This window comes from Halomonas shantousis, from assembly GCF_054654615.1.
Genome location: NZ_BAAIER010000001.1, coordinates 80,597 through 104,610, shown reverse-complemented (window position 1 = coordinate 104,610; position 24,014 = coordinate 80,597). Strand labels below are relative to the sequence as shown.

The window sequence follows — 24,014 nt, the reverse complement described above, 5'->3', positions numbered from 1 at the left end:
AGCCCCCTCGCCATGGGCGATTCGACTGGACCGGGCACAAGGTGATCCGCGTCGGGAATATTCCTTGTGTCGTGCCATTTAATGGGAAATATCCTCTGGTCCATGGTTGCGAAGAGGAACATCACTATGGATGACAAGCCTCAGGGACGGGTCAGCGCCGTACGCGGCGCAGTGGTCGACATTGCGTTTTCCCACGGTTTGCCTCGCATCAATGAAGCGTTGGCCATTTTGCGCGAGGACGGCTCTGCGCTACTGGCCGAGGTGCAAGCTCACCTGGACGATCACCATGTGCGCAGCATCGCGTTGGCGAACACCTCGGGCCTTTCCCGTGGCGGTCCGGTTCGTGCGCTCGACGGACCGCTCAGCGTGCCGGTGGGCGATGCCGTGCTCGGGCGTCTGCTCGACGTGTCCGGCACCCCGGGAGACGCCGGTCCAGCTCTGCCCGAGGACATCGCGCGGCGTTCGATTCATCAGCCCCCTCCGGCGCTGGCCGCTCAACATGCGGCAAGCGAACGCTTCACCACCGGCATCAAGGTCATCGATCTGCTGACGCCGCTGGTCCAGGGCGGCAAGGCCGCCATGTTCGGCGGCGCCGGGGTCGGCAAGACCGTGCTGGTCATGGAACTGATCCATGCCATGGTCGAACGCTATCAAGGCATTTCCGTGTTTGCAGGCATTGGCGAACGTTCCCGCGAGGGCCACGAGATGCTCCTCGACATGCGCCAATCCGGTGTGCTGCCGCATACCGTGCTCGTCTATGGCCAGATGAACGAGCCTCCCGGCGCGCGCTGGCGTGTTCCGCTGACGGCGTTGTCCATCGCCGAATATTTCCGCGATGAACGCCGCAGGAACGTGCTACTGCTCATGGACAACGTCTTTCGCTTCGTGCAGGCCGGCTCCGAGGTATCCGGCCTGCTCGGCCGCCTGCCTTCACGGGTCGGCTACCAGCCGACACTGGCCGACGAGGTGGCGGCCCTTCAGGAGCGTATCGTCTCGGTGGAAGGGGTCGCCGTGACCGCGATCGAAGCCGTCTACGTGCCCGCCGACGATTTCACCGACCCCGCGGTCACCGCCCTGGCCAGCCACGTCGACAGCATGGTCGTGCTGTCCCGGTCCATGGCGGCTCAAGGCATGTATCCGGCCATCGATCCGATTGCCTCCTCGTCGACCCTGCTCGACCCGACGGTCGTCGGCGAAAGGCACTTTGCCATCGCCACCGAGGTACGCCGTGCCATCGAGCATTACCGCAGCCTGCAAGACGTGATATCGCTGCTCGGGGTCGAGGAATTGGGCAACGAGGATCGTCGTATCGTCGCACGCGCCCGCCGCCTGCAGCGCTTTTTGACCCAGCCGTTCGCGGTGACGGAAGCCTTCACCGGCATGCCCGGCCACTCGGTAGCGCTCGAGGATACCCTGGCGGGTTGCCAGGCCATCCTGAACGGCGAGTGCGATGACTGGCAGGAGCGCTCGCTGTACATGGTTGGCACGCTCGACGAGGCACGCGCCAAGGAACAGGCGGCGCCACAGGGCGAGAGCGGAGAACGAGCGTCATGAGTCATGCGCCGTTTCATCTGCTGATCGTCACGCCGCAGCGAATCCTGGTGGACCGCGACGACATCGTGGCCTTGCGCGCCGAGGACGCCAGCGGCAGTTTCGGCCTGCTGCCCGGCCACGTGAATTTTTTGACCGCACTCTCGCCCTCGGTGGTGCGCTGGCGCTGTCGGGCGGGCAGTTGCGGCTACTGTGCCGTTCACAGTGGCGTACTGAGCCTGATGGGCGGAGAACTGCGCATTGCCTGTCGCGAGGGCGTGATCGGCGACGACCTCGACATGCTCGAGGCGCAGGTCCATCAGGCTCGCGATCAACAGCGTGACACGGTTCGCCAGGCGCGCGTCGAGCATCTCCGACTGCATACCCAGGCTGTCCGTCAGTTGGTGCGCTACTTGCGCCCTGGCCAAGAAACGGCGATGCATGAAGGGGGCAATGATGGACCAAAAGCCTAATCATGTCAGCGACGCCGCCCGTCGGGCCGCGGAGCGTGCCCGGCGCGGCAGGGGCGATCCGGAACCGTCATTGGCGAGGCGCCTGGGACAGATCGGCGTGCTGGGATGGGCTATCGTCATCCCCTTGCTGCTGGGCCTGTTTCTGGGGCGCTGGCTCGACCGCCTGCTGGGGACCGGCGTGCTGTTCGCCGCGGCGCTGCTCTTTGTCGGCGCGGGAATCGGCCTGTGGTCGGCCTGGCGCTGGATGCACCGTCAATGAGCAGTGAAACGCACAAGGGATACCGCCGCATGAGGAGTCACACGGGATGAACCTGATTGCGCACGCCTTGGTGGGCCTGGCCCTGGGCATGACCGGCGGCCTGATCCACTTCCTGTCGCTGGCCTGGAATCTGCATCTGTTCCTGGCCGGCAGAACGTGGCAGGCCCTTGGACTCCAGGGCCTGCGCCTGGCGTTCACCGTTGCCCTGCTGGTCGGTCTGGCCCAGTGGGGCGCGGTTGCCGTGCTGGCCGGCCTGGCCGGGCTGCTGCTGGCGCGCCACTTCACGTTGCGGGCTCGAAGGGTGACAACGCCATGAACGATTCCCCGCTGGTCACTTCCGCCCTGTTCCATATCGGCCCAGTCGCGGTCAGTGCCGCTGTCGTCGTCACCTGGTTGCTGGTCGTGGGGATGGCGATGGCTAGCTGGGCGCTGACCCGCGGACTTTCGCTACGCCCGGGAAAAGCCCAGTGCATTCTCGAGCTGTTGGTCGAGACGCTGGATCATCAGATCCGCGATACCATGCAGGTACCTCCCCAACGCTACCGGGCACTGATCGGCACGCTGTTTCTGTTCATCCTTGCCGCCAACTGGTCGGCGCTGATTCCCGGTATAGAACCGCCGACGGCGCACCTGGAAACCGATGTCGTGCTTGCCCTGATCGTGCTCGCAGCCAGCATCGGCTATGGCGTGGCGACCCGTGGCGTGGCGGGCTATCTGCGCACCTTCGCCGAGCCGAGCTGGGTGATGATCCCGCTCAACCTGGTCGAACAGCTGACCCGCACGTTCTCGCTGATCGTGCGCCTGTTCGGCAACATCATGAGTGGCGTCTTCGTACTGGGCATCACCCTGTCGCTGGCCGGCCTGCTGGTGCCGATCCCCTTCATGGCGCTGGACATGCTGACCGGCGCCATCCAGGCCTATATCTTCAGCGTTCTCGCCATGGTGTTTCTGGGGGCCGCCGTGGAGGCGCCCCCGTTACCGCACTCTCTGGACCATAAGGAGCCTTGAGTTGGACAACCTCATCCAGATCGTCAGTATCCTCGCGGCGGCGATCGCCGTCTCCTTCGGCGCCATCGGCCCCGCGCTCGCCGAAGGCAGGGCCGTGGCCGCCGCCATGGATGCCATCGCCCGTCAGCCCGAATCGGCCGGCACCCTATCGCGGACACTCTTCGTCGGGCTGGCAATGATCGAGACCATGGCCATCTACTGCCTGGTCATTGCCGTGCTGGTGCTGTTCGCCAACCCGTTCGTCGGATAGGCCGATGACGCTCGACTGGTGGACCCTGGGGCTGCAGACCCTCAACGTTCTCGTCCTGCTCTGGCTGTTGTCACGCTTTCTGTTCAAGCCGGTAGCGAGGATTATCGCCGAGCGACAGCAGGCGGCCAATCGGCTGCTCGACGAGGCCTCGGCGGCGAAGAGTGAGGCCCGCCAGCTCCGTGAAGCTGCCGATCAGGCCAGGGACGACGCCAACCGCCAACGCGCCGCCGCCCTGCAAGCCGCCGAACTGGACGCCGATCAGGCCCGCAGACAGCGCATCGAGGAAGCCGATGCCGAAATCGCGCGCCGCCACCGCCAGGCCCGGGAGGCGTTACGAGCCGAGCAGCAGCGCCTGCAATCCGTTATCGAAAAGCGGGCCGGCCAGTTGGCTCTCGATATCGCCGGCCGGCTCATGCAGCGCCTACCGGACAGCGCCCGCATCGACGGGTTCATCGATGGCCTAGCCGAAGGTCTGGGATCGTTGCCGGCGGAGACACGTCGTTCATTGGCACGAGCCGATGCTCCCTTGCGCCTCAAGGCACCGCGGGCATTAACCGAAGCAGAACGCAGCGCTCTTCAGGCCGCCCTTCAAGACGTTCTGGAAACCCCGCCCGAGCCTCTGGTCATCATCGACCCCGAGCTGATCGCCGGTCTGGAGCTGGAAACCGAGCACGCCGTGGTGCGCAACAGCCTGCGCGCCGACCTGGCACGCCTGCAGACGGAGATATCCCTGCATGACCGCGAACACGCCTGACGCCACCGCCGATGCCTGGCTGACCCACAGCCAGGCCACACTCGAACGTACGTCCTTTGGGGTCGAGGTCGGCGAGATCGGACGCGTCATCCAGATCGCCGACGGTATCGCCCGGGTTTCCGGCCTGCCGAGCGTGAAGCTCAACGAACTGCTGCGTTTCACCGACGGAAGTCTCGGCTTTGCCCTGGCCCTCGACACCGAAACCATCAGTGCCGTGCTGCTGGACAATACCGGGAGCATCTCGGCCGGCAGCGAAGTGCATGCCACCGGCGATATCATGCAGGTACCGGTCGGCGAGGCGCTGCTCGGGCGGGTCATCGATCCCCTCGGTCGTCCACTGGACCGCGACGAGCCCATACAGGCCGAGACCACGCTGCCCATCGAGCGGGCCGCACCCGCCATCATCGAGCGCGACCTGGTCAGTGAACCGCTCGACACCGGCTCACTGGTGATCGATGCGCTGTTTCCCATCGGGCGCGGGCAACGCGAACTGATCATCGGCGACCGCGCTACCGGCAAGACCTCACTGGCCATCGATGCCATTCTCAACCAGAAACATAGCGACGTGATCTGCGTGTACGTCGCTGTCGGGCAGCGCGCAGGGGAAGTGCAACAAGTCATCGAGTCGGTACGCCAGCATGGCGACCCGAGCCGTTGCATTTTCGTTGTCGCCACCGCGTCGGCCTCGGCCGGCCTGCAATGGGCCGCGCCTTTCGCCGGCTTCAGCGTCGCCGAGTACTTTCGCGACCGCGGCCAACACGCGCTGGTAGTGATCGACGATCTCAGCCAGCATGCCGCCACTCACCGTGAGCTGGCACTGCTCACTCACGAGCCGCCGGGGCGGGAAGCCTATCCCGGCGACATCTTCTATCTGCATGCCCGCCTGCTCGAGCGTGCCGCCAAACTCTGCTCCGAGCATGGCGGCGGATCACTGACGGCACTTCCGATCGCCCAGACCGATGCCGGCAATCTTTCGGCCTATATACCGACCAACCTGATCTCGATCACCGACGGGCAGATCGTGCTCGATGCCCACCTGGCCGCGGCCAATCAGCGGCCTTCCGTGGACGTGGGCCTGTCGGTCAGTCGCGTGGGCGGCAAGGCTCAGCCCCGGGCACTGCGTGACGTTTCGGGCAAGCTGCGCCTGGAGTATTCACAGTTTCAGGAACTCGAGATGTTCACCCGCTTCGGAGGACTCAGCGATGCCCGCGTCAAGCAGCAGATCACCCATGGCCGCGCCATCCGCGCCCTGCTCACGCAGCCACGGTTCAACGCCCTGCGGCGGATCGATCAGATTGCACTGCTGGCAACTCTCGACGAAGGAGTCTTCGATACCTTTCCGCTGCCACGCATCGCCCTGCTGAGAGCGCGCCTACCGGCCTGGCTGGACGCGCGGCTGGGGAGCGACAAGCCCGATACCGCACGCCTGGCGACCACACCGCTTGACGATTCGCTGCGTCGCCGGCTGGTCGAAGAGGTCCGGGCCCTGGCGAGCGATATCGTGGACTCATCGTCATGAGCGGGAGATTGAACGATGTCACCACCCATCTCGAAACGACCCGCGAGCTGGGCCTGGTGGTCACCGCCATGCGTGGCATCGCCGCGGCACGCTCGCGCGAGGCTCAGCAACACCTGCAGGGCATTCGCGCCTATGCCGACGTCATCGGCACGGCTATCGGCGAGGCCCTGGCACTGGTCAACGTCGCGGAACGACCGACCACCACATCGACGACGGGGCCCCAGCGCCACCTGCGCATCATCTTGTGTGCCGAACAGGGCTTTGCCGGTAATTTCAGTGAGCGCATCCTGGCGATGACTCTGGAGTCGCAGATTTCATCAAGCGATAGCGTATTCCTGGTAGGCGAACGTGGCCTGACGCTTGCCGCGGAGCGGGCAACGAAGCCGGCCTGGTCAGCCTCCATGGCAGTCCATCCGGATGCAATGCCAACACTCGCCGGAAGCATTGCCGATGCGCTCTACGCGCAACTCGCCGACGCCGTTCCCACCCGCGTGACGCTCGTGCACGGCTTGCCGGGCGGTGCCGGCGTCCAGCCCATCGTCAGCCGGACGCTATTGCCGTTCGACTATTCGCGCTTCCCCGTGGCATCCCATTCCCAGCCACCCCTGGTCACGCTGCCCGCCTCTCGGCTGATCGCCGACCTGGCGGAAGAATACGTCTACGCGGAACTCCACGAGGCCCTGATGCTGTCATTTGCCGCAGAGAACGAAGCTCGCATGCAGGCCATGATAGCCACCCAGAGCAACATCGAGCAGCGACGTGACGAACTGCAAGCCGAATTCAGACGCTTGCGCCAGGAAGAGATCACGGAAGAAATTATCGAGCTGTCCGCCTCCCGGCTGGGAAGTCGCTAGGTTACGAACGAGAGAATCACTAGCGAACTGCATCATCACGACAGGATCATCGAGAGATAACCACCGATTAGCGCCAGTACCGTCGTAAGGGCATAACTGACCGGATAGGGAACTGCGGCCACTGAACTTCCCGACTCTTCAATAATCGCGTTCAGACCCGGTGTACTGTTTCGCCCACCGGTAGTGGCCCCATCAGCGATGATCGAGTTGAGTCCGAAAAACCTGACTCCGACCCAGAAAGCAATAAACGGCGGCAGTAATGCGCCAGTGGTCCCAATCAACGCCAGCCACAGGATTGTATCGCCCCCCAAAGCCGATATTACTTTTGGCCCGACATTTGCCGAGAGAACTGCAACAAACGCATTTAGTCCAAAATCTTGGAGGAAGCTGCGCGCGCCCTCATGCACTGGCCCGCCAAATTCAGGATTCCGACTTCGGAAATAGCTGACGCCTACACCTGCGAGGATGCACCCTGCCGAGGTTCCTAGCGAAAAGGGTATCCCGGCTATGGTGACAGTGATAATGCCGACCATATACCCCACCAGCATGGCCAGCGCCAGATAAAGCACTTCGGATTTCATTGTCGGCAGTATTGCGTGGCCACCTAGCTGCTTCGCCGCCGCTTTGAGTGCCGCGTCAGGGCCCGTCAAGCGCAACACGTCGCCAAACGCTACAGTACTTTTAGGGCCCAGAGGAAGTTCGTTACCGCCTCGAAAAAGGGCTTGCACTTCAACACCTCCCGTTCCATGGCTAGCAAGCTCCTCAAGCGTCTTGCCGGAGACCGAATGAGAACCGACATGCACATCCGCAACCTCCAGAGGAACATTTCGAGCAAACGGATCATCGGATTCTGGCCCGATCAACTCGCCTTCATTGAGAATCAGATCGTGCACATTCGCGCGCACGGTCACGATATCGCCCATGGCAAGAAGAGTATCGCCCGTAAGTTTTAGTGCCTTTCCATCTCGCACCACTCGCAAGATCGGGACCTGGGGGAACTCGTTAGCCAACTGCGACAAAGTGCGCCCCACAAACCTATCGTGAGTCACGGCGAAAGCGCGTAAGTCATAGGGCGAGAATCCCATTGTCAATGCCCCCGGGGCACCCGGGACTGGATGCGTGGCATCACCACTGTACTCAGCCTCAGCACGTTTGGCGTCGGCTCTGGCATCATGACCGAAAATACGTGGAAGATAGCGGATCAACAAGATAATGCCGATACTCGATAGCACATAGCTGATGGCGTAGGCCGCGGCCATGTTGGCTCCGACCTCCTCGACAGTCATACCAGCGGGCGGAGTATAAGCGCCGCTCGCCAACGCCCCCTGACCGACGCCGAGAATCGCCGTGATAGTGTAACTTCCAGAAATAAGCCCGGTCGCATATCCCGGGGCCAGCCCGGCCCAATACGCACCCAAATAGCAAATGACCCAATTCAGTACCCAGACAATGATGCCTACCCCGATAAAGGCTAGCCCCCCCTTGCGCAACCCGGAAAAGAATTGTGGCCCGACCTTTAGGCCAAGGGCATACATGAAGAGCAAGAGCATGAACGAGGAGAGAACACCAGGAATGGAATAAGTTATCCCGTAAGCTGCCTCAGCGATCATCGAGATCACGATCCCCACAAGCAACGAGCCTGCAGTAGAGCCGAGCGAAATGCCCTTGAAGCTGAACTTTCCGATCAGCGTGCCAAGGGTAAGCGCGAGAAGGATGAACGCAATAGGCTGGTTTCCCAATAGCTGAAAAAGCCCGTGAATTCCGGCCTCCGCCACTGGCTCCATTCTATCGAAAACCTGTCCGATTACACGCCCACCTCCGGATGAGGCATCACTTTGAGCCACGGCAGTTCCGGAGACGAGCAACAAGGCATAAAGAATAATGCGGACCGTAAGTTTATCGAGCATTCTGACAAGCTTTTTCACATCAACCATGATGGAATCCCGGTTTTGCGGTCGAATTCGGGACAGGATTCTTCGATAGATGATTAATTGCTCGCTTTATGTCATCGAGAAGAAGGTGCGCCAGGTCACGACTGACACCGTGGCGGATAAGGATACGTTGAACGACGGTTTCATGACGGTTTGACGGCAGAGGGTAGGATGCGATCTGCCAACCGCGCATCCGCACCCGCTCCGAAAGATCATAGAGCGTGAAGCCATGATCCGCGTCGGTCAGCTTGTAGGCAACCGCAGGCAGACCACCATGCCCGTCATAGACCATTTCGAAAGGCCCTAGCTTGGCTAGCTCAGCTCCCAACCACTGCGCTGTATCGGCACAGGCTTGCTGAATGGAAGCATAGCCCTCGCGGCCAAGTCGCAAGAAGTTATAATATTGAGCGATTATTTCGCCACCTGGGCGAGAGAAATTGAGCGCGAAGGTCGGCATGTTACCGCCGAGATAGTCAACGTAGAAAATCAACTCCTCTGGCAGGTCTTCCTTTGATGCCCATATAATCCAGCCCACTCCCAAAGGCGCCAATCCGTATTTATGCCCTGACGCATTGATCGACCGAACCCGCTCTATTTGGAAATCCCACACTAGATCATGTTGAATGAATGGTGCAATAAATCCACCGGATGCAGCATCGACGTGGATCGGAATATCCAGCCCTAAATCGCGCTCAATTGCATCCAGCTCACGTGCCAAAGCCTCAACCGGTTCATAAATACCCGTGAATGTAACCCCGAGGGTAGCAACGACACCTATCGTATTATCGTCGCAATACTTTCTAAGGTCCTGCGGTTGCAGACCAAGCGCATCACCTTCAAGCGGCACTTCCCTGATCTCGACATCGAAATACCGTGCGAATTTTTTCCAACATATCTGCACCGGCCCGGTCACGATGTTTGGCTTGCTGGTATCCTTACCCTCTGCTTCCCGACGCTTGCGCCACTTCCACTTGAATGCGAGGCCACCCAGCATTGCCGCTTCGCTTGAACCTGTTGTGGAACACCCTACCGTCTCCCAAGATTTCTGGGCGTGCCATAAATTCGCCAGGATATGTACACAGCGGTTTTCGATCTCAGCAGTTTGAGGATACTCATCCTTATCAATCATGTTCTTGTCGACGGCATCCGCCATCAATTGCTTGACTTCATCCTCCACCCAGGTGGTACAGAACGTTGCAAGATTTTGGCGAGCATTGCCATCCAGTAAAAGTTCATCGCGCACCAGCGAGTAAGCGGCATGAGGTTCAGTACGCCCCTCAGGTATCCGAAACTTGGGTAGGCTCTCTGCTGAAGTATCCGTTGCATAAATATCCCGCAAGCTCGATTGATCGCCTAAATCAATATGATGAATGGGCATATTAAATCTCCTTTAGGGTCGTAGGCATGTCATAGCGGGCATGCAACTGAGCCGTGACACATGTACAGGATTGTCAAACGCTTCCCACACGCCTTTCCACTAACACCCCAAAGGCCTTTTTTTCTTCCGGTAATAAATTTTTAGGGTGTAGCTCGCAAGTTGCGAGCCGGATTGGTCTGCAGGCTCCCTTCTGAATCGATTTACCCAGGCGGGGCCGCTTATAATCCCCACAAGGCAACATTAGCATATTAGACTATTTTAACTGAATTTGCTCTGGTGATATCCCATGTTTCAGCGATGAGTTTGGCACCCAGCAATACTGCATTTTGGGATCAGGGGCGCAGGGGTATTGTCAGGATGAATACACATGTTCAGGAGGTCATCGCAGAAAGCGATTAAAAGCCGCAGAGTACAATGGAGAACGTAAGGATCCCGGCGCAGGATAGACAATTTTTCGTTAACTGACTTATCAGCGTTCTGCCGATTCAGACTGCCAGCAGCGTTCTTCGTGAGAATAGTAGAGTTCCAGCCGCTGCCCCTCGCCGAAGGGGTGTAGCTCGTCGCGAAACATGATCCGCTCAGGCCCCGCCCAGCCCTCCGGCGCCGTCAGGGTCAGATGATCTTCTTCGACGTCGAGTTCGAGCCAGCATCCCCGATAGCGCAGCCGCAAGTGTAAACCGCTCAGTGCCTCGGGCAGGCAGGGATTGAGTCGGAGCATGCCATCGCGGACTTCCAGCCCGGTGTGGCCGCGCTGGATCAGATCGACACTCCCCGCCATGGCGCCCAGATGGATGCCTTCCGGCGTCGTGCCACCCTGGCTATCCTCGATATCGCTTTGCAGGACTTGCTGGAAGAGATCCCAGGCCTGACGGCGGTCCGAGCGCGCCAGTACCCAAGACATCACGACACGGCTGAGGGTCGAACCATGCGAGGTGCGCTGCTGGTAATAATCGATGGTACGCGGAATCAGCTCGCCAGAGAACGGATAGCCGAGCTGGGCGAAGACGTCACCGAGTTCTTCGGCAGAAAACAGGTAGAACAGCATCAACACGTCGGCCTGCTTCGAGGCCTTATAGCGGTTGACGGTGTCCCCTTCCGCCTCGAGCAACCGGTCGAGGCGATGAATATCGCCATAGCGGTCTCGATAGCCGGCCCAATCGAACTCCTGCAGATGTTCGTAGCCCTCGAACTGGCTGGGAATGCCATCGTCGTGGAACGGGATGAACAGTTGCTGGCCGATGGCCGTCCACTCGTCGACCTCCCGACCGGATAGACTCAATGTTTCCTTCAGTTCCCGGCGGCGGCGTTCGCCGATCAGGTCGTAGACGTTCACCGCTCGTCCCAGCACCCAGGCGGCCATGACATTGGTATAGGTATTGTTGTCGAGCCCCGGTGCCGATGCGTCGGGATAACGGTCGTGGAACTCGTCGGGCCCCATCACGCCACGAATATCGTAGCGCTTGCGCTGTGCATTCCAGCATGCGGCACTCGCCCAGAAGCGGGCGATCTCGAAGAGCATTTCGGCGCCGTAATAGGCCAGGAATTCACGGTCTTCAGTCACCTCGTAGTAACGCCACACGTTGTAGGCCACCGCGGCATTGACGTGACGCTGCAGTGAGCTGTTGTCGGCCGTCCAGCGTCCCGACTTGGGATTGAGATGGACTTGCTGGCTTTCCTCACGCCCATCGCTGCCGCTCTGCCAAGGGTACATGGCGCCCCGGTAACCGGCTTCGCGCGCCAGGTGGCGGGCCTCCCCCAGACGCCGATAGCGATAGCGCAGCAACGCCCGGGTAATTTCGGGAATGCGATAGTTGAGGAATGGAAAGATGAACAACTCGTCCCAGAAGATGTGCCCGCGATAGGCTTCGCCATGCAGCCCCCGGGCCGGCACGCCGACATCCAGGTCGGCGCTGTGCGGCGATACTGTCTGCAGCAGGTGAAAGATATGCAGGCGCAGAATCATCTGCGCTCGCCCGCCCTCGCCAAGACCGACATCGCAGCGTTGCCAGAGATGCGACCAGACTCGCCGATGGCTATCCAGCAGCTCGGAAAACGTTCCGGCTCTGGCCACCGACTGGCAGGCAGCGAGACCGGGTTCGGAAATCGCGCGGTCGCGCGAGGTATGCAGCGCCACGACTTTCTCGATCACGGCCTCGCCACCAGCGACAAGGTCAAATGTCATATCCTGGGCGATGTAACCGGCTTCCTCCACGAGCTGCCGCTCACCCTCGCAATGCCGACCGGCCACGTACAGGTGCGTACGAGCCGCCTGGGCGATGTGCAACCTGGACTGACGCGTCTCGACCTGCAGGCGAATCGTATCGTCACTCGGTGCATCCGCCGATAGCGGCGTCAGATGAGTGCTGGCCAGCTGCCGATAGCGCGCAACGCCGGCATTGATCACACGGCCATCCAGGGCCGAACGCACGGTGACGTGTCCCGACCAGTTCTCGGGACGGATGCGCCACTCAATGGCAGCAAGGTGAGGCTGGCCCATGTGCACCAACCGTTGCGTGATCAGTGTGGTCTCGCGCCCCTGACGATCGCGAAAGAAGAGCTGGCGCCGGAGAACGCCGGCTTCGATATCCAGGGACTGATGGTAGTCGAGCAGTTCCACCGCCATGAGATTGAACCAGTCACCGCCCTCGGACCGGAATGTCAGGCACAGCCAATTGGGCAGGTTGACCAGATCCTCGTTCTCGATCACTCGCCCGGCGATTTCCGTCGACAGCCGGTCATACCCCCCCGCCAAGTAAGTTCCCGGGTAGTGGAACTCGCCCGCCTCCGTCTCATCAGCAGCTCCCCGGGTCGCAAAGTAACCGTTGCCCAGCGTACACAGGGCTTCACGCAGCCCTTCCTGCACCGGATCGAAGCCGCGATAGTCAAGTGTCCAGTCGTTCATGGTTCACTGCTCAAGGTATCGGTCAAGGCGGTCGAGAAAGCGCCCAACCGCATCAGTGTCTTCCAGACAATAACTTGCGGCCGTGACCTGCGCGGCATCGCCAACGAAAAGCCCGAGGCCACCTCGTTCGCGCAATACCACGAAGGCATCCTCGTCGGTTTCGTCGTCGCCGATGTAGATCGGCACGACAGTGTCGTCCGCCAGCCCGAGCGCCTCGAGCAGCCATAGCACGGCCTTGCCCTTATCCCACGGTAACTGCGGACGCAGTTCGAAGACCTTCTTGCCACCGGTACGGCGCAGGCGCGGGTTCTGGCCCGCCACGGCTTCGACGGCCGCCTCGATGCGCGCCACATCACTCTCGCCGACCAGCCGGAAGTGAACGGCGATGGCGAAGCGCTTACGCTCGACGAGTACGCCAGGCACATCGGCCAGGCGGGCCTGTAGTTGCGCTTCGGCCTCATCGAGCGCCGACAGATAGTCCGCGGCGCGTTCATGCTGCATATGCAGACCCCCGGGGCCGGCGATGTCGAAGCCGTGGCTGCCTGCATAGACGAGGTTGTCGATGCCGACCAGCTCGGTGACGTCGGCACGGTCGCGCCCACTGACGATGGCGACAGTGCAGCGCTCGGCCAAGTGCTCAAGCGTGTGGCGCATGGCACCGTCGAGTACCGCCAGGTCAGGCCGGTCGACGATGGGCGTCAGGGTCCCATCATAATCCAGAAATACGGCCAGACGCCGATGTCCCAGTTGCTCGACGAGTCGCTCGAAGCCGTCCAGCGCATCCGGCAACGACGTTCCGCGTGTCGCCCCATCAGGCATCAGTTCGGCCAGATCATCGACGACGACATCGGCACCATGCGCCAACAGCTCGTCGCGCTGTCGGGCTCGATCGATACCGATCACCAGCCCGAAGCCTGCCTTGTCGGCGGCTTCGACACCGGAGAGCGCGTCCTCGATCGCAAGGGCTTCCCCTGGTGGCACCGACAACAGACTGGCCGCATGCTGGAAGATGTCGGGGTGCGGCTTGCCCTGCAACCCCAGCCGCTCCGACTCGATGCCGTCGACCACCGTATCGAACAGGGGGTCCAGTCCGGTCCGGACGAGGATGCCCTTGGCGTTCTTGCTCGACGAGACCAGCGCCGTCTTCACGCCAGCCTTGCGCAATGACTCGATGAAGGCCACCGAGGACGCAAAGACGTCGACGCCCTCCGCCGCCAGGAACTGTTCGAAATAACGCTGCTTGCGATTGCCCAATCCGCAGATGGTCTCCTCGTCGGGCGTATCCTCGGGAGAGCCGAACGGCAGTCGAATGCCACGCGATTCAAGAAAGCTGATGACGCCGTCATAACGTGGCTTACCGTCGACGTAACGGCGGTAGTCCTGCTGAGGATCGAATGCCCGGAAGGATTTACCGTCGCGCCCGGCAAGTTCGGTCAGATAGCCATCAAAAAGCTTTCGCCATGCCTGGCAATGGACACGCGCCGTGTTGGTCACGACACCATCCAGGTCGAAGACACCGGCTCTATAGTCGGTGGGTATTATCTTCTTTGGCGAGTGCCCTGATTGTTGCATCGCAAGTCCCGTTGCGTGTTATGGGTTGTATCGATAGTGTAGCTGGCTGTCTCGGTCCCGTGCCTCTCTGAGCAGCGACAGAGCACCGTAGAGAGCCCTTTAGAAAAATGCGTTACCGATGATGACCAGCCTCGGATGCGCGTGTTGCCATGGCCGAGCATCGAGGCTTGCAGGACTCCGCACCTCTCACACCGACCGTATCGGGTAGTGTCTGGCCACTCCGTGTCGGCCGAGCCGCTGCCCCGTTCTGTCAGCCTTGCACATGACGCGCCGCAGTCCGGCGCTACCGATGGCAAGCGCCAGGCAGTCTTCGGTTAACCCCAGCGCCGCGTTGGCGAACGCGCTGGAACTACCGTAGCGCTTACGCAAGCGGATCCCGATTTCCGAAGAGACACAGGCGGCCGTTGCCCCCACCAGGACGGGGAGCAGGATCGGTTGCCGCTGTACACGAGCAAGAGCCGCCGCGGTCATCCCCCCCGATACTGCCCGCACCAGCATCGAGGCGCCGATGGTACGGTCTGGCGCGAAGGGCATCTTGTCGCCTAGTATCTCACCGGCAGCCAGCGGCATCAGGACATAGCGCGTCCGCGGAGATGCCAGGGTGCGTGCAGGCTCGTCCATGTCCTGCACATCCGGACGCTCTGCTAGCGCCCGGCTGGTCATCGTCGGCGCCAGCATACTCCGCATGCCAGTCACTATCCCCAGGGCCAATGCCCCCCGTAACAGATTGCTCGATCGCGCCATGCTCGTGTCTCCAGTTAGCTGAATGATGCGAGTTGCCGTCCACGGTAGAAGCACAAGGGACACCGCCGGCATCAGAGCTCATGTCATCTCGGTGGTCAGATCAGGCCATCCTGGCTGCAACAGTGCATGACCTGCAGGTCTTCGGTGACTCCACATGCCAGTGTAGTCAGGCCGTCAAGCTCAGGTCATCGGAAAAGGTCCAAGGGTCCGGAAAAATCGCGGTTGGATACGGTAAAACGACGCATGAAGTTGTTGCTGATTGATTGAGACGATGCAAGGGGGCACCATCATGCCGATTAATCGCTGTCTCATCATTCTGGCAGGAGGTGCCCGTTTATTCGATGAATAGCAGAAAGCCCGAGTCGCAATAAGAAATCCGCGACACGCGTGATGATGAGAGTTATTATTCAAGTTCTTGAATGATAGCGATACAGCAAAGCTGAAGAGCAGACAACATGTTGAGCATTCTGATATTTTTCATGATCTTCGTTGGCGTCACGATATCCATATATCAAGTGTACGATATCCATTATAACTTGAACTTCGATGATGAAGAGAAAACTCCTCATGTCGAGGACCGAGAGCTAAATGACCTATCTCTCAAGGCAAAAGAGTATTCAGAAACGGGTAAGCCGCACGGCTTCATTCAAGCAGTACAGAACATCTTCGGAGATGGTTTCAATCATCGAACCTTGCTTCATGTCTTTTCCGAAGAGAAAGAGCACGTCTACGCCAAGCCACTGCTGCGGCGAAAGAAAAATATCGTTTGCGATGGCAGGATAAAGGTTCGTCATCTGCCATTCCTGCAGACAAGCCCTCCCACGAAGGACATTAGAGGGGGGCTGCTCGTCATCGTTGTAGCCAACTGTCTCTTGGCGCTATTTTTTGGCGGAATGAGCGTTTACACCACGGCCTATGAAGTTTCAGTGGGTTATCTCTCATGGTTCAACAATGAATTCATCCTGATGCTGCTAATACTCCTGCTGGTATCGGTTACCTATTTTATTTCCAAGTTCGACATGTACATGCACGACATCTATCAAATTGGCAAACTGAACGATCTTTGCGCAGCTCAAGACAATCAGCAAGCTTGAAGATCCGTACTCAGGAAGCATACGCGACTGGGCTGAACCGCTTGCGCTTCTCGGTGGATTTCCAGTCATGCAACTTGGGATGCAAGCGAACTTGTACGCCATGAAGCATCATGATCCGGGCACTGCGGCATTTGCAGGGAGCTGGAGTGTCGCACCGGCCTGTAGCGGCAGGGTGTCTACCGGGTTCTCCGCGCGCAGGGCGTTAAGAGGCACACCGAGCGCTTGGCTGATGGTCGCCAGCGTATCCCCCTGCTGAATCTGATAACTCGCCACGGTGCTCTTCCTGACATCCTTCGTCTGGGTATTGGACACCTGCACCGTTGCACGCGCCTGTTGCTGGGCGAGCCATGTCCCTCGGGGTGGCCCGCTCTCGAAGTAGCCGACGAGACCGTTGTAAATGGCCTCCGCTAGCCGGGCTTGGTAATCAGGCGCCCTGAGCCGGCGCTCCTCTTCGGCATTGGTGATGAAACCGGTCTCGACCAGCAACGAGGGGATGTCAGGCGATTTGAGCACCACGAAGCCAGCCTGCTCGACCCGGGGCTTGTGAAGACGGTTGACCTGCCCGATGGCCTCAAGCATGCGACTGCCTGCATTCAACGACTCGGTAAGGGTCACGCCCATTGCCAGATCGAGCAGAACAGAGCGGAGCGTGGGATCAGCATTTGCCAGCGCGATATGGTCATCATCGCCGCCCAGAAGGGACGCGTTCTGCTGGCCGGCCAGCCAGCGCGCCGTTTCCGAGCTAGCCCCAGACGTGGAAAGCGCGTAGATCGAGCTGCCCTGAGCGCTCGTGCGAGCCGCTGCGTCGGCGTGCACCGACACGAAGAAATCCGCCGAAAGATCACGCGCTATCCGCGTTCGCTCCCGCAGGCTGAGAAAGGTATCGTCAGCACGGGTCAAGGCTCCCTGGAACCCTGGCGTGTCATCCAGCCGCTTTTCCAGTTTCCTGGCGATCGCCAGCACCACATCCTTCTCGTAGGTGCCGTTGGCCCCGATCGCGCCGGGATCCTTGCCACCATGACCTGCATCGACAATCACCACGATGTCTCGCCCAGGCGGTACCCGCGCCGCTTGCGAAGCGACAACGTCAATAGGGTTGGCGGTTTTTGACGGCTCCGTAATGCCGCGGCTTAGATCCAGCACGAGCCGGTAGGGCTGCCCTTGACTGGGCGCCAGCAGGAAGTGCTTATACTGCACCGGGCCTTGCAGATCCAGCACGAGGCGCGTCATGCGGTCGTGCTGGCCGGTGCGCACCGCAGCGATGGGCGAACGTCCCAGGTCGAGTCGGTCTGCCAGTGTGCTGTCGGCATCCGTGCCGGGTAGATCCACGACCAGGCGATGCGGGTTGTCGAGTTCGAATATCTTCGGTGTGACCGGCCCCGTTATTTCCAGGACAAGCCGAGTTTTCCCGGCGTCTGTCCAAACGCGAGCCTCGGTAATGTTGGCGGCGTAGCTGGCGAGCGGAGCGCTCACCAGGACCAGCAGGGCGATAAAGAGGTATCCCATGCGCATGGTGTTGTTTCCCTGCCAAGCGCCCCGCTTTTGCATACAGGCGCCGTGTTCTATGCCGTATCGCTTGTCCCGCGATATCGATTCATGCAACAGGGTATCAGCTCAGGCCAGCCTTCTTAGCTTCAAAAGCCGGGTGTTTCACCCCTTAAACGGGCAATCAAGCGTGAGCAAGCGTTCGGGTTACCAGAGACTCGCCTGAGTGTTTCAGAGAGAACAGCCAGGCGTAGCCCGGCCTCAAGGGAATGGAATTGCCGACGAGCAGATCGAGGTGCCGCTCTGCATGTCTCCCGAAGCAGGCCGGCAGCGTACCGCTACACGGTGTCCGCCAGCACCGTTTCCGCCAGTCCCAGAGGGTCCTCCTCCAACCCGTCCAGTTGGTCATCGAGCAGCAACTGGCCCAGGCCGTGCACCAGCGCCCAGGCACGCAGCGTGGTGCGGGTTAGGCGCTGCGGATCCGGCTTTACCCCGGGCCAGTCGCGGGCAACCGCCTCGCGCAGTGTCTCGAAGGCCCTTCGCGAGGCTTCGTGCAGTTCATCGTCGCGCCGTTGCGGTGGGATCACGCTGAACATCAGGCGAAACAACGCCGGGTTGTCATGGGCGAAGCGAATGTAGCTGCGTCCCCCGGCGAGCAGTGTGTTGCTATCCCCGGCCTGTGCCTCGGCCCGAAGCTGGGCGGCGCTCAAGCGTCGAAACCCCTCGGAGGCCAGCGCCTGCATCAAGGCCTCTTTGTTGGCGAAATGCCGGTAGCTGGCGTTGGCGGTGACACCCACCCGGCGAGCCAGCTCGCGTAGGCTGAAGCCGTCATACCCGTTCTCCGCCAGTAGTTCCAAACCCTCTTCGACTAGCGCGCGGCGCAAGTCGCCATGATGATAGCGATCAACGGAATCGCCTTGACTCGATGTTGACACTGTACACATCCCCCTTCTATCTTATGTTTACAGTATACACATTGGCTGTTACGGGCCCAGCCCGACGGAGAGGAAGCCATGATGTTGGCGGTCTGGATTCATCTGGTAGCAGCGCTTTGGGCGCTGGCATTCGGTGCCGTACAGCTGATTTCGACGAAGGGCACAAGGAAACATCGCTGGCGGGGCTGGTCCTGGATGCTGGCGATGATAGTCACGGCGGTGTCCTCGTTCTGGTTGCACAGCGACCTAGCCATACTTGGACCCTTCAGCAACATTCATCTGCTCTCACTCTGGGTGCTGGTCTGCGTGGTGATATCGCTGCTGGCGGTACGCCGCCGGCGTCTGGATATCCACCGCAATTTTCTGGTTGGCGCCTATCTGGGGCTGCTAGGCGCCGGCCTGGGCGCCCTGGCTCCGGGTCGTCTGATCAGCGGCTGGCTGTTCGGCGCTTGATTTCGTGACGATTGAGACTGCGGTTTCAGCCGGCTTTAGGAAATAGTGGTCTGCGTGCCCTTGGCGAGTCGCTCCGGCATCAATGAACTGCCTTGTATCGCTGGCGACTTCACGCATTGAGCCAGGGGTTCGTCACGTGGTGAATGGCAGGGGCAACAATATCCGAGAACCCCGGAGCCGTTGCACCACCTGGCGGATGGCGTCCGGAGTCATTGCGTCTAGGGCTTTTCAAGCCCAGCGATCAGTTTCCCCAGCAGCCGGTTCAAGGTTTCCTGCTCTTCATCCGAAAGCCCTGCCAATGCCTGGGCTTCGTTCTCTACATGCAGGGGAACGATCCGGTCGATGATCTCAAGCCCGTCTTCGGTGAGCGAAACGAGCGTACCGCGCCGATCTTCAGGGTTGGGCGCCCGCGCGATCAATCCGGCCTTCTCTAGCCGATCGAGTCGATTGGTCATGCCCCCCGAAGTGATCAACAGCGCTTCATACAGTTGTGTCGGCCCCAGCGCGTAGGGCGCTCCTGCTCGACGCAAGGTGGCAAGCACATCGAACTCGCCCGCCTGCAGGCCATGCTCCTTGAAGAAGGGCTCTAGAAAATCCCTTTGTACCAGGCGGCCTGCCACCTTCATGCGGCCGACCACGGCCATTGCCAGCAGGTTCAATTCGGGCTTCTGCCGCCGCCACTGCTCGATAGCCTTCTCTACGGTATCCACTGCCCTTCCTTTTATCTTGATACTAAGATACTTTATGGAAAGATTCACGATCGGTAATCATATCTGGAGGCAAGCATGGCAAGTCCGCTGCGACTACACAAGACGGCACGTCGAGGCCAATGGCAGGCCTTGGGCTGTCTGCTTCTCGTCGGGACATGCCTGGCGCTGTCGTTTATCGTGGCCAAGCTGGCGGATACCGCCGGGGCGCCCCGGCTCACCTTTCTTGCCCTGTCCATGCTGGGAGCCGGCAGCTTGCTACTGGGAGGCGCACGATGGCAGCGCCAGCCCACGCCAGTGACCCGACGTACCGTCGAGTATGCCTTTGTCTCGGGATTGCTTTTCGCGCTGCCCAATGCGATGGGCTTCCTGGCCGTCCGCCATGTCGGTGCAGGGTTCGTCTCGTTGAGCTTCGCCTTTCCAATCCTCGTGACCTGGTTTTTGGCCGTCGTGCTGAAACTGGAGCCATTACGCCTGTCTCGACTGGCAGGCGTGATGCTGGGCCTGGCCGGCGCAGTGCTGCTTGCTCTGGGCAAGATCAGCGGGACGGGTGACAGCTGGGGCTGGGCCATCATAGTGCTGGCGATGCCGGTCATCATCGCGACGGGCAACCTTTATCGGACCCTGCGTTGGCCCGCCGACGCGGCCCCCATCTTCCTCGCCGCCTTGATGATGTTCGGCGGGGTGGCCTCGCTGCTGCCGTTCGTGCTGATCCTCGAGCCGGGACAGATCGCAGGGCTGCTCGCCTCCCCATTGGTGATCCAGCTACTCATGGCGGAAACCGGCATCTTTGTCGTGTTGTATCTCTTCTACTTCCTGCTCCAGAAGCTGGCCGGGCCCGTCTACTTCAGCCAGATCGGGACCGTCGCGGCCTTGTTCGGAACACTTGTCGCCATCATCGGCCTGGGTGAAGCCTTGCCGAGCCACCTTGGCGCGGCGGCGGCCCTGATCGGCCTGGGCACCGTACTCTTTCATCGCGGGGCACAAGGCAAGGCGTCCTAACGCAACATCGTCACGGTCACCGTCCTCCCCTGACACACCTCGATTATCAAGGAGTTTCATACCATGACGATCCTCGATGCACTGCACTGGCGCTACGCCACAAAACGCATGAACGGTCGAAGCGTTCCCCCCGAGAAGCTCGACGTGATCCTGGAGGCGGCTCGCCTGGCGCCCTCCTCGTTCGGCCTGCAGCCCTGTTCGGTCATGGTCGTCGAAGACCCGGCCCTGCGCGGGAGGATCCGGGAAGTCGCGATTCCCCAGCCCCAGGTCACCGAAGGGTCCCACCTGCTGGTCTTTGCCACGTGGGATTCGATCCATGACGGGCAGGTCGATGACTTCATTGCCCATGTGGCTGCCGAGCGCGGCCTGCCCCTGGACTCGCTGGATGGGTACCGAGATGCGATCAGGGCCGCCATCAGTCGTCACCCGACTCAGGAGGCTCGCCTGCAGTGGGCGGCCAGACAGGCCTACATCGCCCTTGGCACGGCCCTGGTCGCGGCGGCGACCGAGCAGGTCGACGCCACGCCCATGGAAGGGTTCGATCCGCAAGCCCTGGATGACATACTCGGGCTCAAGCAAAAGGGACTGCGCAGTACGGTCGTCATGATGCTGGGATATCGCGATACCGAGAATGATCGCATGGCCTCGCTCAAGAAGGTGCGCTGGCCCCATGACAAATATCGGCTTTCGCCCTAGGGGAACTGTGTACCTGTTGGACCCATTAGCTCGGATCCCAGCTGAACGTCGGCGTGACGCAGCCAGAATGTCAAAGGAGGCGACATGAGTAGCTCAAGCAAGCAGGGTTACATCAGCGAGATCATGTATAGGGAAGCCAGGCGTCAAGACCTGTCTGCTATCGTTTCGCTATTGGCCGATGATCCGTTGGGATCGCAGCGGGAGGATGCATCCCAACCGCTCAATGAGCGTTATCAGACTGCATTCGAAGCCATCAACTCCGATCACAATAATATGTTGTATGTAGCCGCACATGACGAGCGCGTCATCGGCGTTCTGCAGCTTACCTTCATTCCCTACCTGACCTATCGGGGAAGTTGGCGAGCTCTGATCGAAGGCGTTCGGATACATCGAGACTACCGTTCGGCCGGTGTAGGCAGGCAGTTCTTCCAATGGGCTATCGAACAATCACGTAACCGAGGCTGTCATCTGGTTCAGCTGACCTCGGATAAGGCACGGCCTGAGGCAATCCGGTTTTATGAGTCGCTGGGCTTTACCCCTTCGCATGAAGGGCTGAAGCTAACACTTGCATAGATGCACGGGGGCCGCCGGGCCATGATGCTTCTTCACGGCTCTATGGACTCTGGCCTGCCCAGGTTGACGGCCGCCTCTTCATCGGCTCTCTGGCCTTACGGGTTCGCGAGCTTGCCGAGAGCTTGAAGTGAAAAGGTGCGAGAAACAGCCACTGTGGCTTGGATGGAAAAAGAGCTATGTCTGTACATGACAAAGTTGAACTCGGCGGTAAAAGCTTCACACACTCGATGGTCGATGCAGAGGGAATCCGCTTTCATACAGTTTCAGGAGGACAGGGTTTTCCTGTTCTGCTGATGGCAGGCTTCCCGCAAAGTTGGTATGCCTGGCGCCGTATCATGCCTTTGCTCTGCGATCACTTCCATGTCGTTGCAATTGACCTGCCTGGACAGGGGGATTCTGACAAGCCGACAGACGGTTACGACACACGTACAACGGGCGACCGTGTCCATGCATTAGCGAGAACCCTTGGATTCGATCGCTACCATATCGGCTCTCATGATATTGGCTCATGGGTGGCTTATCCCTATGCGGCCCGTTTTGCCGATGAGGTGGGCCGGTTGGTCATGCTGGATGCCAACATACCCGGCGTCACGCTCAAGTCCACCGTCGAAGTGGGCCCACATAACTGGAAATCATGGCATTTCTTCTTTCATCCTATAGCGGACCTCCCCGAAATATTGATATCCGGTCGTGAGAGAAGCTATATAGAATGGTTTCTGCAAAACAAGACCTTTAATCCCGCAGGTACGTTCTCGCAGGCTGATATCGATGAATATGAGCGCGTTTATAAACAGCCAGGGAACTTAAGAGGAGCACTGGCCTATTACCGGGCTGTTTTTGAGGACATTGAACAAAACAGACATCTATCGAATGAAAAAATAGAGACGCCGATACTCGCTCTAGGCGGAGACGCAGGCATGTCACCGAATATTCTAGAGGCAATGAAGCCACTAGCGAACCGGATCGAGGGCGGCATTGTACGCAATTGTGGCCACTACATGCCTGAAGAGCAGCCCGAAGAAATCGGAGCAAGAATGATCGACTTCTTTCAGCAGGATAGTGTTTCTCACAGTGAGAATGCCTTTTCTGGCCTGCGCTGAAATTCATCAGGCAATTGAAGAAGCAGTCCAACCATATAAATGCCCCCTTGCGCACGAGCTGCCATGGTGGGGCGCACTGAAAATCATAACATCAAGGAGCTACCCTTGGATGGATTGACTTGGCTGACCTACGTTGGCGTCATTTTTGCGTTGATCATTTTTCCGGGCCCGGTGGCATTGCTATGCACCAGTCATGGGCTCAAGTTCGGCAGACAACGCGCGACGGCCACCGTCCTCGGGGGCGCTTCGGCCTCGCTGGTTCTCATGATGATTTCATCGCTGGGACTTGGGGCGATCCTTGCCGCTTCAGAGACGGCATTCTACGTGCTGAAGATGCTTGGAGGAGCCTATCTGATTTACCTGGGAGGGAAAGCCTGGCTGGAAACGGCTGTTGTAGCGCCACAGACCGGCGCAGAAGCAGACAATGGCATGGCTTCTACTGGCAGGCTTTTCCGTCGCGGCTTCATGGTGGGGATCAGTAATCCCAAGGATCTCTTGTTCTTCGCTGCTCTCTTCCCCAACTTCATCGATATAAGTGAACCGCAGTTGCTGCAGTTTGTCATTCTGGCGACGACGTGGCTTGTCATCGATATCACCTTGATGTCGACCTATGCGGGACTCGGATCGGGTATTAGCCGCTGGTTCAAGAGCCCGGGTAGAGCCAAGCTGTTTAACCGAGCCACCGGCAGCCTATTCATGCTTGCTGGCGGCTCCCTGATAGCCTCAAATCGTTAGGGTTTAATCGCGCGCTGCACACCATGCTTGCCTCCTGTGCGCTGACAGGCTGTAGCGCAT

Annotated in this window: 24 protein-coding genes; 16 read left to right on the top strand and 8 right to left on the bottom strand. The window is 60.0% G+C overall.

What is annotated here, in order from left to right; translation table 11 throughout:
• The first annotated feature begins 126 nt into the window (after positions 1-126).
• The 9 genes from atpD to ACYQ12_RS00400 are packed head-to-tail and all read left to right on the top strand — an operon-like array spanning position 127 to position 6,647.
• A complete protein-coding gene (atpD, locus tag ACYQ12_RS00440) occupies positions 127-1,554 on the top strand; it encodes a F0F1 ATP synthase subunit beta (protein WP_459866069.1) in 1,428 nt (475 codons plus the stop codon).
• The gene (locus ACYQ12_RS00435) at positions 1,551-2,003 is read left to right on the top strand and encodes a F0F1 ATP synthase subunit epsilon (protein ID WP_459866066.1); all 453 of its coding nucleotides are present in this window, start codon (positions 1,551-1,553) and stop codon (positions 2,001-2,003) included. Before atpD ends, ACYQ12_RS00435 begins: the two co-directional genes overlap by 4 nt.
• A complete protein-coding gene (locus tag ACYQ12_RS00430; RefSeq protein ID WP_459866064.1) occupies positions 1,984-2,262 on the top strand; it encodes an AtpZ/AtpI family protein in 279 nt (92 codons plus the stop codon). The genes ACYQ12_RS00435 and ACYQ12_RS00430 overlap by 20 nt, the downstream gene beginning before the upstream one ends.
• A gap of 46 nt (positions 2,263-2,308) precedes the next feature.
• Positions 2,309-2,578 carry an N-ATPase subunit AtpR gene (locus ACYQ12_RS00425; protein ID WP_459866061.1) on the top strand — a complete coding sequence of 90 codons (270 nt, stop codon included), beginning with the start codon at positions 2,309-2,311 and terminating at the stop codon, positions 2,576-2,578.
• Positions 2,575-3,270: a F0F1 ATP synthase subunit A gene (locus tag ACYQ12_RS00420; protein ID WP_459866058.1), complete on the top strand. Its 696-nt coding sequence runs from the start codon at positions 2,575-2,577 to the stop codon at positions 3,268-3,270. The genes ACYQ12_RS00425 and ACYQ12_RS00420 overlap by 4 nt, the downstream gene beginning before the upstream one ends.
• Before the next feature lies 1 nt (position 3,271).
• Positions 3,272-3,520, top strand: a complete 249-nt coding sequence (locus ACYQ12_RS00415) for a F0F1 ATP synthase subunit C (RefSeq protein WP_092844411.1) — start codon at positions 3,272-3,274, stop codon at positions 3,518-3,520.
• Between the two features lie 4 nt (positions 3,521-3,524).
• Complete coding sequence (locus ACYQ12_RS00410) at positions 3,525-4,274, top strand: F0F1 ATP synthase subunit B (protein ID WP_459866055.1); 750 nt, start codon at positions 3,525-3,527, stop codon at positions 4,272-4,274.
• Positions 4,255-5,793 carry a F0F1 ATP synthase subunit alpha gene (locus tag ACYQ12_RS00405; protein ID WP_459866052.1) on the top strand — a complete coding sequence of 513 codons (1,539 nt, stop codon included), beginning with the start codon at positions 4,255-4,257 and terminating at the stop codon, positions 5,791-5,793. Before ACYQ12_RS00410 ends, ACYQ12_RS00405 begins: the two co-directional genes overlap by 20 nt.
• On the top strand, positions 5,790-6,647 hold the full coding sequence (locus ACYQ12_RS00400; RefSeq protein WP_459866049.1) for a F0F1 ATP synthase subunit gamma: 858 nt from the start codon (positions 5,790-5,792) through the stop codon (positions 6,645-6,647). Before ACYQ12_RS00405 ends, ACYQ12_RS00400 begins: the two co-directional genes overlap by 4 nt.
• Positions 6,648-6,682: 35 nt before the next feature.
• On the opposite strand, the gene ACYQ12_RS00395 is transcribed toward ACYQ12_RS00400, so the two are convergent.
• The 5 genes from ACYQ12_RS00395 to ACYQ12_RS00375 all read right to left on the bottom strand — a co-directional run bounded on the left by ACYQ12_RS00395 (position 6,683) and on the right by ACYQ12_RS00375 (position 15,174).
• Positions 6,683-8,581: an aspartate:alanine exchanger family transporter gene (locus tag ACYQ12_RS00395; protein WP_459866046.1), complete on the bottom strand. Its 1,899-nt coding sequence runs from the start codon at positions 8,579-8,581 to the stop codon at positions 6,683-6,685.
• Positions 8,574-9,956, bottom strand: coding sequence for a glutamate decarboxylase (gene gad / locus ACYQ12_RS00390; protein WP_459866044.1), 1,383 nt, complete (start codon positions 9,954-9,956; stop codon positions 8,574-8,576). The genes ACYQ12_RS00395 and gad overlap by 8 nt, the downstream gene beginning before the upstream one ends.
• A 469-nt stretch (positions 9,957-10,425) precedes the next feature.
• Positions 10,426-12,858 (bottom strand): glycoside hydrolase family 65 protein, encoded by a 2,433-nt coding sequence (locus tag ACYQ12_RS00385; protein WP_459866041.1) that lies wholly within the window; start codon positions 12,856-12,858, stop codon positions 10,426-10,428.
• 3 nt (positions 12,859-12,861) lie between these two features.
• A complete protein-coding gene (gene otsB / locus ACYQ12_RS00380) occupies positions 12,862-14,430 on the bottom strand; it encodes a trehalose-phosphatase (RefSeq protein ID WP_459866038.1) in 1,569 nt (522 codons plus the stop codon).
• 186 nt (positions 14,431-14,616) lie between these two features.
• Positions 14,617-15,174, bottom strand: coding sequence for a DUF4126 family protein (locus tag ACYQ12_RS00375; protein ID WP_459866035.1), 558 nt, complete (start codon positions 15,172-15,174; stop codon positions 14,617-14,619).
• 455 nt (positions 15,175-15,629) lie between these two features.
• Between ACYQ12_RS00375 and ACYQ12_RS00370 the strand changes: the two genes are divergently transcribed.
• Positions 15,630-16,268: a hypothetical protein gene (locus ACYQ12_RS00370; RefSeq protein ID WP_459866032.1), complete on the top strand. Its 639-nt coding sequence runs from the start codon at positions 15,630-15,632 to the stop codon at positions 16,266-16,268.
• 108 nt (positions 16,269-16,376) lie between these two features.
• On the opposite strand, the gene ACYQ12_RS00365 is transcribed toward ACYQ12_RS00370, so the two are convergent.
• Together ACYQ12_RS00365 and ACYQ12_RS00360 are read right to left on the bottom strand one after the other, a co-directional pair.
• Positions 16,377-17,780 (bottom strand): N-acetylmuramoyl-L-alanine amidase, encoded by a 1,404-nt coding sequence (locus ACYQ12_RS00365; protein ID WP_459866029.1) that lies wholly within the window; start codon positions 17,778-17,780, stop codon positions 16,377-16,379.
• A gap of 311 nt (positions 17,781-18,091) precedes the next feature.
• A complete protein-coding gene (locus ACYQ12_RS00360) occupies positions 18,092-18,688 on the bottom strand; it encodes a TetR/AcrR family transcriptional regulator (protein ID WP_459866026.1) in 597 nt (198 codons plus the stop codon).
• A gap of 78 nt (positions 18,689-18,766) precedes the next feature.
• Between ACYQ12_RS00360 and ACYQ12_RS00355 the strand changes: the two genes are divergently transcribed.
• Positions 18,767-19,141 (top strand): DUF2306 domain-containing protein, encoded by a 375-nt coding sequence (locus tag ACYQ12_RS00355; protein ID WP_459866023.1) that lies wholly within the window; start codon positions 18,767-18,769, stop codon positions 19,139-19,141.
• Between the two features lie 218 nt (positions 19,142-19,359).
• On the opposite strand, the gene ACYQ12_RS00350 is transcribed toward ACYQ12_RS00355, so the two are convergent.
• Positions 19,360-19,851, bottom strand: a complete 492-nt coding sequence (locus tag ACYQ12_RS00350; RefSeq protein WP_459866020.1) for a MarR family winged helix-turn-helix transcriptional regulator — start codon at positions 19,849-19,851, stop codon at positions 19,360-19,362.
• A 75-nt stretch (positions 19,852-19,926) separates the two neighbouring features.
• Here ACYQ12_RS00350 and ACYQ12_RS00345 point away from each other — a divergent pair, with 75 nt between their 5' ends.
• From ACYQ12_RS00345 to ACYQ12_RS00325, 5 genes are all read left to right on the top strand, one after another.
• On the top strand, positions 19,927-20,850 hold the full coding sequence (locus tag ACYQ12_RS00345) for a DMT family transporter (RefSeq protein ID WP_459866017.1): 924 nt from the start codon (positions 19,927-19,929) through the stop codon (positions 20,848-20,850).
• A gap of 63 nt (positions 20,851-20,913) precedes the next feature.
• The gene (locus ACYQ12_RS00340) at positions 20,914-21,546 is read left to right on the top strand and encodes an NAD(P)H-dependent oxidoreductase (RefSeq protein WP_459866014.1); all 633 of its coding nucleotides are present in this window, start codon (positions 20,914-20,916) and stop codon (positions 21,544-21,546) included.
• An 84-nt stretch (positions 21,547-21,630) separates the two neighbouring features.
• Complete coding sequence (locus ACYQ12_RS00335) at positions 21,631-22,119, top strand: GNAT family N-acetyltransferase (protein ID WP_459866011.1); 489 nt, start codon at positions 21,631-21,633, stop codon at positions 22,117-22,119.
• 176 nt (positions 22,120-22,295) lie between these two features.
• Positions 22,296-23,219: an alpha/beta fold hydrolase gene (locus tag ACYQ12_RS00330; RefSeq protein WP_459866008.1), complete on the top strand. Its 924-nt coding sequence runs from the start codon at positions 22,296-22,298 to the stop codon at positions 23,217-23,219.
• Between the two features lie 105 nt (positions 23,220-23,324).
• Positions 23,325-23,954 (top strand): LysE family translocator, encoded by a 630-nt coding sequence (locus ACYQ12_RS00325; RefSeq protein ID WP_459866202.1) that lies wholly within the window; start codon positions 23,325-23,327, stop codon positions 23,952-23,954.
• The last annotated feature ends 60 nt before the right edge of the window (positions 23,955-24,014 follow it).